This is a genomic window from Prevotella sp. oral taxon 475 (genome assembly GCF_018127805.1).
Taxonomy (GTDB): Bacteria; Bacteroidota; Bacteroidia; order Bacteroidales; family Bacteroidaceae; genus Prevotella.
Window position 1 is genome coordinate 274,707 of record NZ_CP072334.1, and the last position, 13,404, is coordinate 288,110.

Consider the following 13,404-nt stretch of genomic DNA (forward strand, 5'->3'; position numbering starts at 1 on the left):
CTTCATCACCTTGTCCACTGGTCAAACCGTCACCTTGTCCACTCATCCACCTTGTCACCTCGTCAACTGGTCCACTCGTCAACTAAAAAAATAACTATGATACTGCAAGAGATTTTAAAGAATGTCAAGCCGCTTTGCATCATCGGCGATGCAGAGGTGGACGTAACGGGAGTGAATATCGATTCCCGTCGGATAGAGAACGGTCACCTCTTCGTGGCCATCAAAGGTACGCAGGTGGACGGACACCGGTTCATCGGCAAGGCCATCGAACAAGGAGCGCGCGCTGTGCTCTGCGAAGATCTTCCCCAAGAGCGCACCGCCGGTGTAACTTACGTGCAGGTGGAATCCACCGAAGATGCTGTGGGAAAAGTGGCTACGCTCTTCTACGGCGACCCCTCCCGACGACTAAAATTGGTGGGAGTGACCGGCACCAATGGGAAAACGACCGTGGCTACGTTGCTCTTTCACTTGTTTCGCAAGTTCGGTCATCGTTGCGGATTGCTTTCTACCGTCTGCAATTACATCGAAGACGAAGCCATCCCGGCCGACCATACCACCCCCGACGCTATCGCTCTCAATGATCTGTTGCATCGAATGGTGGAGGCCCACTGTGAGTATGTCTTCATGGAATGCAGTTCGCACGCCATTGCGCAGAAGCGAATCGGCGGTCTTGCCTTTGCTGGCGGTATCTTTACCAATCTTACGCGCGATCATTTGGACTACCACAAAACTTTCGAAAACTACCGCAACGCCAAAAAAGCCTTCTTCGATCAGTTGCCCCGTCAGGCCTTTGCCATCGTCAACGCCGACGACAAGAACGGGCAGGTGATGGTGCAGAACACCCGAGCCACGGTAAAAACCTACTCTCTGCGGACGATGGCCGACTTCAGAGCGAAGATTCTCGAGTGCCATTTCGAAGGGATGTATCTCGAAGTGAATGGTGCCGAGGTAGGTGTGCAGTTCATCGGTAAGTTCAACGTGAGCAATCTACTGGCCGTTTACGGTACGGCGGTGATGCTGGGCAAGCAGTCGGCCGACATCTTGCTCCTGATGAGCACACTGCACAGCGTGAGCGGAAGGCTTCAGCCCATTGCCTCGCCCGACGGTTTTACGGCTATCGTCGACTATGCTCACACGCCCGACGCACTGGCCAATGTTCTTTCGGCCATCCATGAAGTACTGGACGGAAAGGGACGCGTTATTACCGTTTGTGGAGCAGGTGGCAATCGCGATAAAGGCAAACGTCCGCTCATGGCGCAAGAGGCTCTTCGGCAGAGCGACCGTGTGGTGATTACCAGCGACAATCCCCGTTTTGAAGACCCCCAAGCCATCATCGCCGACATGCTGGCCGGACTTTCTGCGCAACAAATGAAAAAGGTGCTCACCATCACTGACCGGCGAGAAGCCATCCGGGCAGCCTGTATGATGGCACAACGGGGCGACGTGGTGCTCGTAGCCGGTAAGGGACACGAAGACTATCAGGAAGTGCAGGGCGTGAAGCACCACTTCGACGATCGGGAGGAGATAGAACGCTGCTTCGCTCCCGCTTCGCCAACATAACGAATTGTGAAAGAACTTCGCCCGTACTTTCTGTTAATGACAGAACGGCCGCTGACACCCAGGGAAGCTTCTGAAATGTTCAGAACGGCCGCTGACACCCAGGGATGCTTTCTGAAATGTTCAGAACGGCCGCTGACACCCAGGGATGCTTTCTGAAATGTTCAGAACGGCCGCTGGCACCCAGGGATGCTTTCTGAAATGTTCAGAACGACCGCGGAGACTCCCTGATGCTTCTGCACATTTCAGAACCGACATCTGGAGAGAACGAATAGCAACAAGACATTCGTCTTCACTCCCTTTCACTCCTCCACTCCTTTCACTCCTAAAAAGAAACCATACCTAAAAGAAATGTTATACTATCTCTTCCGATTCTTAGAGCAGTTCAGCATCTCGGGAGCCCATATCTGGGGCTACATCTCGTTCCGCTCATTGCTGGCAATGATTCTATCGCTGGTGATCTCCGCCTGGTTTGGCGAAAAATTCATCCGGTTTCTCAAGCGCAAACAAATCACCGAAGTGCAACGCGATAAAAGCATCGACCCCTTCGGAGTGAACAAAATCGGTGTTCCCTCGATGGGCGGCATCATTATCATCGTGGCCATCCTTGTGCCCGTGTTGTTGTTGGGCCGTCTGCGCAACGTCTATCTGCTGTTGATGATTGCCACGACGGTGTGGTTGGGATTCCTCGGCGGGATGGACGACTTTATCAAAATCTTCCGTCACAACAAAGAAGGCCTCAAAGGGAAATATAAAATCGTGGGACAGGTGGGCCTCGGACTTATCGTGGGACTGGTACTTTGGGCTTCGCCCGACGTGAAAATCAACGAAAACCTCACCGTCAAACGCGAAAATCGCACCGAAATGGTGGTCAAACACAGGAGTCAGGCTCGCAAATCGCTCAAGACCACCATCCCTTTCGTCAAGGGACATAACTTGGATTACTCGCGCCTCACCGCCTTTATGGGCCCCTATAAAACGGCGGCCGGATGGATTCTCTTTGTAGTGATGACCATTGTCGTAGTGACGGCTGTGAGTAACGGGGCCAACCTCAATGACGGAATGGATGGGATGTGCGCCGGCAACTCGGCCATCATCGGCGTAGTGCTGGGCATTCTGGCCTACGTCAGTTCGCATGTGCAGTTTGCCGCCTACCTTAATATTATGTATATCCCCGGCTCTCAGGAACTGGTGGTGTTTTTCTGCGCCTTCATCGGCGCGCTGATCGGTTTTCTATGGTACAATGCCTATCCCGCACAGGTGTTTATGGGCGACACAGGATCGCTCACCATTGGTGGCATTATCGCCGTAGGAGCCATCATCATTCATAAAGAATTGTTGTTGCCCATCCTCTGTGGCATCTTCTTCGTGGAAAGTTTGAGCGTCATCCTTCAGGTGTATTACTACAAATTGGGGAAACGCCACGGCGTGAAACAGCGCATCTTCAAACGCACTCCCATCCACGACAACTTCCGAACACAAGACAGTCAGCTCGATCCCGATTGCCGATACGTCTTTCGGAAGCCCAAAGGAGCCGTGCACGAATCGAAGATTACCATCCGGTTTTGGATCGTTACCATCATCCTTGCCGCACTCACCATTATCACATTGAAAATAAGGTAAGGAGTAAGGGAATCAGTGGTAAGGAGAGAAAGGAGGAGAACCAAACCGATCTTCTTCACTTCTTACCACTTACTCTCTTGCACTTCCCTCCTAAATCCCCAAGAAAGATGAAAAGAATCGTTGTTTTAGGTGCAGCCGAGAGCGGAGTCGGTGCTGCCGTATTGGCTAAGAAACAAGGTTTCGATGTATTCGTTTCGGATATGTCGACCATTCAAGAGAAGTATAAAATGATGCTCGACGAACGGCAGGTAGAGTGGGAAGAAGGACAACACTCGGAAGAAAAAATCCTGACGGCCGACGAAATCATCAAGAGTCCCGGCATTCCCAAAGAAGCTCCCATGGTGCGAAAAGCCGTCGAACGTGGTATTCCCATCATCAGCGAGATCGAATTTGCCGGTCGATATACCGATGCACAGATGGTCTGTATCACCGGAAGCAATGGGAAAACCACCACGACCTCGCTCATCTATCACCTCTTCAAGACGGCCGGTTACGACGTAGGACTGGCCGGAAACATCGGAAACAGCTTGGCTCTGCAAGTGGCCGAGACGCCGCACGCATGGTATGTCATCGAACTGAGCAGCTTTCAGCTCGACGATATGTATCGCTTTCGTGCCAACATCGCCATCTTACTCAATATCACCCCCGACCATCTCGACCGCTACGAACACTGTATGCAGCATTACGTCGATGCCAAAATGCGCATCCTACAGAATCAAACGCCCACCGATAGCTTTATCTTCTGGAACGACGACCCCATCCTTCGTCGCGAACTGGCCAAGCGTTGCGTTCCGTCTGCCGTCTATCCCTTTGCCGAACGGAAAGAACCCGGCTGCACGGCCTATGTCGAAAGCGGGCGTTTGGTTGTAGAAAAGCCCTCCGTCTTCGCCATGCCGCAAGGCGAACTGAGCCTGACCGGCCGACATAATCTCTACAATTCGCTCGCCGCTGCTCAGGCAGCACATCTCGCCGGCATCCCCACAGATGTCATCCGGCGGGGCCTCTCCGACTTTCCCGGCGTGGAACACCGCATGGAACGTGTGGCCATCGTAGACGGTGTGCAGTATATCAACGATTCGAAAGCCACCAATGTCGATGCCTGCCATTATGCACTCGAAGCCATGACCGCGCCCACCGTGCTTATCATTGGTGGCAAAGATAAGGGCAACGACTACGAGCCCATTAAGCCACTCGTACAACAGAAGTGCGCTGCGCTGGTCTATCTCGGAGCCGACAACGCCAAACTTCATGCCACTTTCGATGCCCTGGGCCTCCCCGTTCGCGATACACACAGCATGAAAGCCTGCGTTCAGGCTTGTCGAGAATTGGCTAAGCCCGGCTACACGGTGCTGCTTAGTCCCTGTTGTGCCAGCTTCGACCTCTTTAAAAATATGGAAGACCGAGGCGAACAGTTCAAACAATTGGTAATTGAAAATTGACCATGGAGAATTGACAGTGATGATTTTTCGACGAAACATCGTCAAATCCCCTCTCTCCATTTCCAATATTCCATTTCCAATTCTCAATCCTCAATTCCAATTGTCAATTAAAAATGGCTCTCAACAAAACATTAGGCAACATATTTAAGGGCGACAAAGTGATTTGGATGATCTTTTTCTTCCTCTGCATCATCAGTGCCGTCGAAGTCTTCTCCGCCTCCTCGGCCCTCACCTACAAAGGAGGCAGCTACCTATCGCCCATCTCCAAACACGTAGGCATCCTGTTGTTGGGCATCGTCGCCATGCTTGTCACACTCAACATACAGTGTCGATACTTCAAGATTCTCACGCCCTTTCTCATCTTCTTCTCGCTCATCACACTCATATGGGTGCTTGTAGCAGGGCAGTCCACCAACGGAGCGCAACGTTGGGTCAGTTTGTTGGGCATTCAGTTTCAGCCTTCCGAGATCGCCAAAGGTACCCTTGTACTTGCCGTAGCCCAGATCTTGAGTGCCCTACAAACCGATAAAGGAGCCGACCGCCGAGCTTTCAAATACATCCTCATCGTGGGTGGTATCATCGTCTTTTTTATTATGCTCGAAAATCTCTCCACGGCCATGCTCCTCTGCCTGGTCATCTATATGATGATGATTCTCGGTCGTGTGCCCATTGGGCAACTGGGCAAGCTCTTAGGCATCGTCACCATTGTAGCGACGAGCGGCATCGCGTTCATCCTCATCTTCGGACATGCGCAGAAAACCGAGAACCCCGACCGCGTACTCACCGAGCAAGTGGAGAACAAAAAGAAAGACGAGGGCATTTTCGCAAAAGTCTTTCACCGGGCCGACACGTGGAAATCGCGTATCTACAAGTTTATGAACAGCGAGGAAGTGCCACCCGAGAAGTTCGATTTGGATAAAGACGCGCAGGTGGGACACGCCAATATCGCCATCGCATCGTCTAATATCGTGGGGCGCGGGCCCGGCAATTCGGTCGAGCGCGACTTCCTTTCGCAAGCCTTTTCCGACTTTATCTACGCCGTCATCATCGAAGAGATGGGCATCATTGGAGCCGTTGTCGTAGCCATGCTCTACATCATTCTCCTCTTCCGCACAGGCATTATCGCCAACCGATGCGAAAACACCTTTCCCGCTTTTCTGGCTATGGGACTGGCGTTGCTTCTCGTCACGCAAGCCCTTTTCAATATGTGCGTGGCGGTGGGTTTAGCTCCCGTCACCGGTCAGCCCCTTCCGTTGGTGAGCAAAGGCGGTACCTCTACCATCATCAACTGCGTGTATGTGGGTGCCATACTCAGTGTGAGTCGCTCGGCCAAGAAGAAAACCTCTGATACACCTTCCTCCGCTGTCCATCCGGCAACAGCCTAACGAAACCTATATTGCATCGACAGCCGACGACAAAGATCAGAATCGGTCTTTCCTTTGCTTGAGAAGCGGGAGCGAAAGAATCAGAACTCGACGTAGGGTTCCAGCTGTTTGATTTTCTCAGGGGTGAACTCTTTGAGCAGTTTCAGCTCGTCAAGACTGTGCAGAGGGCCGCGCAAACGTCGATAGTCCACAATGGCCCGCGCCATGTAGAAGTTGATGTAAGGATGGCGTTTCAGTTCGTTCAGGGTGAGTCGATTTAGATTCAGTCGGCGAATTTTGCCCATTTCATCGGTAGAAAGTTGAAAATAGGGTAGGGCGTCGACGGGAAAATCGTCGATTTCGACCAACTGATTCACCTGCGAAAATCCACCCAGTCGGTTGCGATAGAGCACAATCTGACGGGCAAAATAGCTCCCGATGCCCGGCACCTTCTTCAGCATTGACGTGTCGGCAGAGTTCAACAGCACGTGCATACCCTCTTTTATTTTGACGGGAAACTTCACCGTATCACGTACATAAGTCTCTTTTCTCTCTCTTCCGGTAAAGAGTTCGGCCGCCGGACGATAGTCTGCCGAGATTCGGATATAAGGTTCCAACAGCCGATACTGCTTTTGGGTGAGCCCATAAAGTCGGGCAAAGTCTTCCGGTTGACGGAAAACGCCCCCCCTGGCACGATATTTCAGCAAACAACGCACCTGCCATCGCTGCAAGCCCAAGGCCAAAAGCTGCCGAGCATCGGCTGTATTCGGATCGAAGGGGCCCAGTTGAGGCTGTGGCTGAACTTCCTCGTCAAAATCCCATTCCGGAGACTCTTCTCTCGATGAAAAGGGCATTTTTTCTTTCCTTTCCTCCGCTTTTTGAGGTGAAGACGGAGCGATGGGCAAGTTGCGGGCCACGCGGATGCCGACGATCACTGCCGCGATGAAGAGCAAAAGAAAGACGAGTGCTTTGCGGTCTGACTTTGGAAAATAGAAAAACTCTTTGAAAAACATGGCAAAAGGATTGAAGTAGATGATGTGTCAAACAGTTTTGAACTGACCCATGACTGTCTTAGTAAGAGCGGAAGAACGTTGACAAGACAACAGAGACAGGGCGTATGGGGTCCTTTCTGTCGGAGCATTGTTAACCCATTCCTTACTGCAAAAATATAAAAAAATATCTGCTTTTGCAGCGGAAAAGCACGTTTCCCGAGAAGAATCAAAATAAAACAAAGGTATTTTCGTTTTCATCACAGTGAAGTAAAGTCTTTTTTAAGATCTCCTCAACACCTGCAACCATGCGATATATCCATTATTTAGTCAGAACCTATCCCCTTTCCTGCTGTTTAGCAGCAGGCATTTGGGTGCTTTGTTTGATGCCCGTTCCCGAAACGCCGCTCAGTCATGTCACGTTGGCAGACAAGTGGGCGCACATGTCGATGTATGCTGTCATGTGTCTTTTGGCGTGGACGGAATACCTGCGAGGGCACACCGTATTGCGCAAAAAACGCCTTTTCATCGGTGCTTGGTTAGCACCCGTTCTCATGAGTGGGCTCATTGAGATAGCACAAGCCACGTGTACGGGCGGCCGTCGAAGTGGCGACTGGCTGGACTTTGCTGCCAATGCCGCAGGGGCCACCCTGGGTTTACTGATCGGCATCACACTGACCCAGTGGTTGGGTTGGCCTCCTCGAAAGCCTTGATCTCAGGTTCCTCTTTCTCTAAGGAGCAAACAAAAACGCTCACCAACCGCATTCCCTTTGGGAAAACGCGTGTTTGTGCGGTTTGAATCTACAGAAAGGGCCCATTTCATCGATATTCTTTAGGCAGAGAGTCTTTCCATATCCGGAAAGGGTAGCCCAGCAGGTGGGCATTGTAGAACCGTCGGTCACCCGTCACCTCTTTGCCGATGAAATGGGGCTTTTCAAACGTTTCGTCCTCATTATGCAGTTCAACCTCGGCTAACAGCAGGCCCTCGTTGTCGCCATAAAACTCGTCTATCTCGAAGATATGGCTGCCGCTTTTCACCAAATAACGTCGTTTGTCGATCACGCCGCCCCGACAAAGCCGCATCAACTCTTCGGCTTCGTCTAAGGCAATCTCTTTTTCAAACTCATAACGACTCATCCCGCCGTTGGTCGATCGCCCCTTAATGGTGAGAAAAGCCTTCTCGTCGCGTATGCGTATGCGCACGGTAGCCCCCTCGCAGGGGATGTATCCCTGTTTGATGCGACTGCTGCTGTAGGCCGCTTCCTTAAAGGAAGAGCCTTTCTTAACCAAAAATTTACGTTCAATCTCCAGTCCGCTCATCTTCTTCAGTTTGTTTTTCTGTTCCGGGTGGGAGGCAAGTCGTTTTGCCTTTGTACGGCCTTGATATTGGGCATATCCGTCTTCCGCATTCTCGTCTCTTAGCTTTTAGCGTGTAAAAGCTAAGAAAACGCCATGCGAAAGCTCAACTTTTGAAGCGTAAAAGCTTAGCTTTTGGAAATCGTTTTCTAAGTTACTGATTTTCAGAAGGATATGAAGAAGGCGAGCACCCCTTTCTTTCTCGAATCTCGAAAACGCTTTTCCTCCCTCTTGAGCATGCTTTCCAAAGGTCTTTTCTTGGACACCCCTCTGTCGGAGGGCTACATACTCATGTAGAGAAGTAACATAACCAATGCCAGAAAAACCAGCACGCCGATGAGCCACCCAATGATGGTGTTGGCTTGTTTCTCTTGTTGCGCCTGTCGTTTGGCACGACGCATTTTGCTTTTCTCATTCATAGATTTCTCAGTTTAGGGCCCTTTCTTTTCCCCGAGAAGCGGGAAGGAGAAGGGCGGGGTTGATATAATTAGATGGTTTTTTCGTTTTGTCAAGGAGAGGTTGGTGGGTGTAGAACGGGAGAAACCTACTCATCCGTCACGGGAAACTCCATGAGATAAGCCTTGATAAAGTCGTCAATCTTACCGTCCATCACGCCGTCTACATCTGCCGTCTGATAGTTGGTGCGGTGATCTTTCACGCGGCGGTCGTCGAAGACGTAGCTTCTGATTTGGCTTCCCCATTCAATTTTTTTCTTTCCGGCCTCGATTTTGGCCTGTGCCTCCAAGCGTTTCTTCATCGCCCGGTCGTAGAGTTGCGACTTAAGCAGGCGCATGGCGTTGTTACGGTTCTCCAATTGCTTACGACTCTCGGTATTTTCGATGAGGATTTCCTCCTCTTCGCCCGTATCGGGGTCGGTATATTGGTAGCGCAGACGCACACCCGTCTCCACCTTATTGACGTTTTGTCCACCTGCACCGCCGCTTCTAAACAAGTCCCAAGACACCTTAGCGGGGTCTACATACACCTCGATGGTGTCGTCTACCAAGGGCGACACGAAGACGCTGGCAAAGCTCGTCATCCGTTTTCCCTGAGCGTTGTAGGGCGAAACGCGCACCAGTCGGTGCACGCCATTTTCGCTTTTAAGATAGCCATAGGCATATTCTCCGCCCTCGATTTCCATCGTTACGCTCTTGATTCCGGCCTCGTCGCCTTCCTGAAGGTTACTCACCGACACGCGATGTCCATGAGCTTCGGCCCAGCGCATATACATTCGCATGAGCATCTGCGCCCAATCCTGACTCTCTGTGCCGCCTGCGCCCGAATTGATTTTAAGCACACAGTCCATCGGGTCTTCTTTTTGACGCAACATATTCATGAGTTCCAGGCTCTCGATAGCCTCGATGGCCTTTCGATAATCGTCGTCAACCTCTTCCTCCGTCACCATTTCGTCTTTGTAGAAGTCGAAAGCCAACTGCAATTCGTCGGTTGCTTGGCGCACATTTCGATAGCCTGTAATCCATTTTTCGATGCCCTTCACCTTCTTCATTTGCTCTTGTGCGCGGGCAGGGTCATCCCAAAAGTCGGGTGCTTGAGTGCGCAGTTGCTCCTCTTCGAGCTCCACCTTCTTCTTGTCAATATCCAGATAGCGATGCAAAGCCTCTGCTCGCTCCTGTATGTTTTTGAGTTGTTCTGCTGTAATCATTGTTGAATGGACCTTTGAAAACAGACCGTCGGGAGCAGGAAACGAGCCATAGACCGATGTAAAATCCGGCCCTCTACCGTTTCGTTTCTTCCCGATGTCCTATTCATACATCTTTTCTATCACCTCTTTATAGTTGGCCTGAATCACCCGACGGCGCAGTTTCAGCGTGTTGGTAAGCTCTCCGTTCTCCATACTAAAGTGGTGAGCGATGAGCGTAATGCGCTTAATCTGCTCGTAGGGAGCCAGCTGTTGCACGAGCGTATGGATGCGATCGAGCATCATATCGTGAATTTGGTGGTTGGCACAGAGGTCTTCGCGGCAGTTGAAGGCAATGCCCTTGTCGCGGGCATAGTCTTCCAACAGGCGGAATTCGGGTACCACCAGTGCCGAGACAAACTGCCTTTCGTCGGCCACAACGGCCACTTGGTCGATGTATTTATCCACCAGTAGCAACGCCTCTATCATCTGCGGAGCGATGTATTTGCCGTTAGACGTCTTGTATAAGTCCTTGATGCGATCGGTGAGAAACAGTTCTCCGTTCTTGATATAGCCAGCATCGCCGGTACGGAAGAAGCCTTCTGCATCGAAAATGCTGGCATTCAACGACTCGCGTTGATAGTAACCCTTCGTGATGGTAGGCCCTTTGAGCAGCACTTCGTTGTTCTCTCCGATCTTCACCTGTAGTCCGTTGATGATTCTTCCCACAGAACCCACGGTGAAAGGTTGGCCTTTATGGTCGCATGAAACGGTGGCCAGGCTCTCCGTTAGGCCGTAACCCACAATCATATTGATGCCCACCGAGTGAACAAACTCTTCCACTCCGGGCGACACTGTGGCCCCTGCTGTGGGGAAGATATTGCCGTTTTCCAGGCCCAACTGTTTGCGAACCAGGCTCAGCACCGTTCGGTTGAGCAACTGATATTCGAGTTTTAGCGTCAGCGGAGGTCGTTTTCCGTGACTCAGATAGTCGATATTATGCTTTTTGCCTACGGCCAAAGCATGCAAGAACAGCTTGCGTTGCATCGCGCTGGCATTGTCCATTCGTTCCTTCACCCCGGTGTAAACCTTCTCCCAGAATCTTGGAACCGACGACATACACGTGGGATGTGTCTGGCGCATCGACTCCTGAATCTCTCGCGGGTAGGTATTGATGATGAGCTGTGCGCCCTCCGAAAGCGAGAGATAAGACCACGCTCGCTCGAAGATATGGGTGAAAGGCAGAAAGCTGATCACCCGGTCTGCCTCGCCCACGTCCACGCATTCGTCGTTGGCCTTCAAGGCAGCGTGATACTGACCGTAAGTGAGCATCACCCCTTTGCTATCGCCTGTGGTGCCGCTGGTGTAGAGAATATTGCACAGATCCTCCTCATTGGCCTCGGCCCAGAGCTTTTCCACCTCGCTTTGACGTGGCAGATGTTCGCCCAGTTTCAAGAAATCGTCGAAGTAAAGAGCGTTAGGATCGTGCGTACTGATGCGCACACTGCGGTCGAAAACGATGATGCGTTCCAGCGAATGACAAAGGGCGAAGATGCGATGAGCCTTGTCATACTGCTCCTGTTCTCCTACAAAGAGGAATCTAATCTGAGCATCGTTCACCACATATTGCAGCTGTTGTTCGCTGCTGGTGGCATAGAAAGGGATAGACACGGCCCGAATGCCATACGCACCGAAGTCGGTATAGAGATAATGAATGCAGTTTTGCGAGAAGATGCCGATGTTTTCCTGGGTTTTAACGCCGAGGTTGAGCAAGGCATTGCTCACCTGTTTTACTTGCACAGAGAAGTGATTCCACGACACAGTTTTCCATTGTTCGGCTCCAAAGTCCTTGAAAGTCAGCACCGGAGCATCGCCATACTTCTTGGCTTGCTCGTGAATCAATAGCGAAAGATGGCATTTTGTCTGCATAAGCCTACACTTGATGATGGATGCAAAGATACGATAAATCTCTTGAAAACAAAGCAGCCCCGTTGCCTTTAATTTCTATCTGGCAGACGGGGCGTGCGTGTTGGGTGGGCATCACCCCTCCCTTTGCTTGGCAAACGGGTGGGAGAGGCTTCGGCAGCAAGGAGGAAACAGTTGATCGGCGCGATGACAACAGGTCGGCAACTGTGGGAAAAAGCGTTAGCCGAAATGGAAAAGGCTCTTCCTTGCCAGCAGACATGCGCCCGTCACACCGGCTTTTCCTTGCAGTTTGGAGAGCACGATGGCCGAGTCTCGGTTCACCATATTGAGCGAATATTTCCGCACAGCACTCTTCACGGGTTGAAGAATCGAGTCGCCTGTTTGGGCCAAGGTGCCGCCGAGAATCACCATTTCGGGATTCAGCAGGTTGATGAGTCCCGCCAGGTAGCGGCCCAATTTCTGTCCGATCTCTTCCACGAGCTCGATGCAAAGCAAGTCTTCCCGATTGGTTGCATCGACGATATCTTCCAAGCTGAGCGAGGTTTCGTCTTTAAGAATCTTCTTCGATAGCAGCGTCTGCCGACCTTCCTTCACGCATTGCAGCAGATTGCGGTGCAGAGCCAGTCCGGAAATCTCCGTCTCTAAGCAGCCCCGTTTGCCGCAATGGCACAGCAGTTCGTTGTCGAAAGCAGGGAAATGGCCCAGTTCACCCGAGAATCCCGACTTTCCCATAAAAAGCTCTCCGCCGATGATGAGGCCGCAACCGATGCCCCAACTCAGATTGACGAAAATCACATCTTTCTCTCCTTTCACCACGCCTTTGTTCATTTCGCCGTATGTCATCGACCGTGTGTCGTTGTCGATGTAGACCCTACAGCCCGTTTTCTCGGCCATAATATCTACCAAGGGGCGTTCGTCGAAGTTGAAAAGACTGAAACTATGGCCAATCTCCGGGTTCACACGCCCGGCGATGTTGACGCCGATACAGAGCACACGATCTGTGGCTACGTCGAGATGACTCATGAAGTCGCTGATCAAGAGGCAGAGTCGGTCGAGCCCTTGTTGTGTATTCTCATACCGATAAGGCACGTCCATGTCCAGTTTCACCATCTCTCCGTTGAAGTTCATCAGGCCGATGTTGAGTCCATCTTTCTTCATGTCCACCCCAACGAAGTAGCCCGAGTCGGGCGAGAGACCGTAGATGGCCGGCGAACGGCCCTTCCCCGTGTCCATCTTGCCATAGCCCATGATGAAGCCTCCCTCGCACATCTCGGCCACCACTTTGGCAATAGTGGGCACGCTAAGGTTGAGTTCTTTGGAGAGTTCGGGGATGGTGGTCGACCCATTGTTCATAAAGTGAGCGATGATGCGGCGATGAGTTGCCGTCGTTTTCGATCCCTTTAAAAGTTCATCGAGTAGCATCTGTGCCATAGTTTCTCTTTTTTTGGTGAAACGCCAGTTGATACAGGCTTTTGCAAATATACGGAAATATTTTGAAACAAATGATCGAT

At 51.4% G+C, this 13,404-nt stretch carries 11 protein-coding genes; 5 read left to right on the forward strand and 6 right to left on the reverse strand.

The genetic code is table 11. From position 1 onward, the window contains the following. Window positions 1-96 precede the first annotated feature (96 nt). The 4 genes from J5A66_RS01030 (at window position 97) to J5A66_RS01045 (ending at window position 6,004) form a co-directional block, all read left to right on the forward strand. Entirely contained in the window at window positions 97-1,560 is a 1,464-nt protein-coding gene (locus tag J5A66_RS01030; RefSeq protein ID WP_211790646.1) for a UDP-N-acetylmuramoyl-L-alanyl-D-glutamate--2,6-diaminopimelate ligase, read from the forward strand. Between the two features lie 348 nt (window positions 1,561-1,908). Further along, window positions 1,909-3,180 carry a phospho-N-acetylmuramoyl-pentapeptide-transferase gene (locus J5A66_RS01035; RefSeq protein ID WP_211790647.1) on the forward strand — a complete coding sequence of 424 codons (1,272 nt, stop codon included), beginning with the start codon at window positions 1,909-1,911 and terminating at the stop codon, window positions 3,178-3,180. Window positions 3,181-3,287: 107 nt separating this feature from the next. Next, window positions 3,288-4,619, forward strand: coding sequence for a UDP-N-acetylmuramoyl-L-alanine--D-glutamate ligase (murD, locus tag J5A66_RS01040; RefSeq protein ID WP_211790648.1), 1,332 nt, complete (start codon window positions 3,288-3,290; stop codon window positions 4,617-4,619). Window positions 4,620-4,732: 113 nt separating this feature from the next. Continuing rightward, the gene (locus J5A66_RS01045) at window positions 4,733-6,004 is read left to right on the forward strand and encodes an FtsW/RodA/SpoVE family cell cycle protein (protein WP_211790649.1); all 1,272 of its coding nucleotides are present in this window, start codon (window positions 4,733-4,735) and stop codon (window positions 6,002-6,004) included. 80 nt (window positions 6,005-6,084) lie between these two features. Here the strand turns inward: J5A66_RS01045 and J5A66_RS01050 are convergent, their stop codons facing one another. Next, window positions 6,085-6,996, reverse strand: coding sequence for a ComEA family DNA-binding protein (locus J5A66_RS01050; RefSeq protein WP_211790650.1), 912 nt, complete (start codon window positions 6,994-6,996; stop codon window positions 6,085-6,087). Window positions 6,997-7,280: 284 nt separating this feature from the next. Between J5A66_RS01050 and J5A66_RS01055 the strand changes: the two genes are divergently transcribed. Further along, window positions 7,281-7,685 (forward strand): VanZ family protein, encoded by a 405-nt coding sequence (locus tag J5A66_RS01055; RefSeq protein ID WP_211790651.1) that lies wholly within the window; start codon window positions 7,281-7,283, stop codon window positions 7,683-7,685. Between the two features lie 106 nt (window positions 7,686-7,791). On the opposite strand, the gene J5A66_RS01060 is transcribed toward J5A66_RS01055, so the two are convergent. The 5 genes from J5A66_RS01060 to J5A66_RS01080 all read right to left on the reverse strand — a co-directional run bounded on the left by J5A66_RS01060 (window position 7,792) and on the right by J5A66_RS01080 (window position 13,324). Then, window positions 7,792-8,292 (reverse strand): CYTH domain-containing protein, encoded by a 501-nt coding sequence (locus J5A66_RS01060; RefSeq protein WP_211790652.1) that lies wholly within the window; start codon window positions 8,290-8,292, stop codon window positions 7,792-7,794. A 317-nt stretch (window positions 8,293-8,609) separates the two neighbouring features. Next, window positions 8,610-8,747 carry a hypothetical protein gene (locus tag J5A66_RS01065; RefSeq protein WP_211790653.1) on the reverse strand — a complete coding sequence of 46 codons (138 nt, stop codon included), beginning with the start codon at window positions 8,745-8,747 and terminating at the stop codon, window positions 8,610-8,612. A 125-nt stretch (window positions 8,748-8,872) separates the two neighbouring features. Continuing rightward, window positions 8,873-9,991, reverse strand: a complete 1,119-nt coding sequence (prfB, locus tag J5A66_RS01070) for a peptide chain release factor 2 (RefSeq protein ID WP_211790654.1) — start codon at window positions 9,989-9,991, stop codon at window positions 8,873-8,875. 99 nt (window positions 9,992-10,090) lie between these two features. Beyond that, window positions 10,091-11,896, reverse strand: a complete 1,806-nt coding sequence (locus J5A66_RS01075; protein ID WP_211790655.1) for a long-chain fatty acid--CoA ligase — start codon at window positions 11,894-11,896, stop codon at window positions 10,091-10,093. A 216-nt stretch (window positions 11,897-12,112) separates the two neighbouring features. Then, window positions 12,113-13,324: an ROK family transcriptional regulator gene (locus J5A66_RS01080; RefSeq protein ID WP_211790656.1), complete on the reverse strand. Its 1,212-nt coding sequence runs from the start codon at window positions 13,322-13,324 to the stop codon at window positions 12,113-12,115. Window positions 13,325-13,404 lie beyond the last annotated feature (80 nt).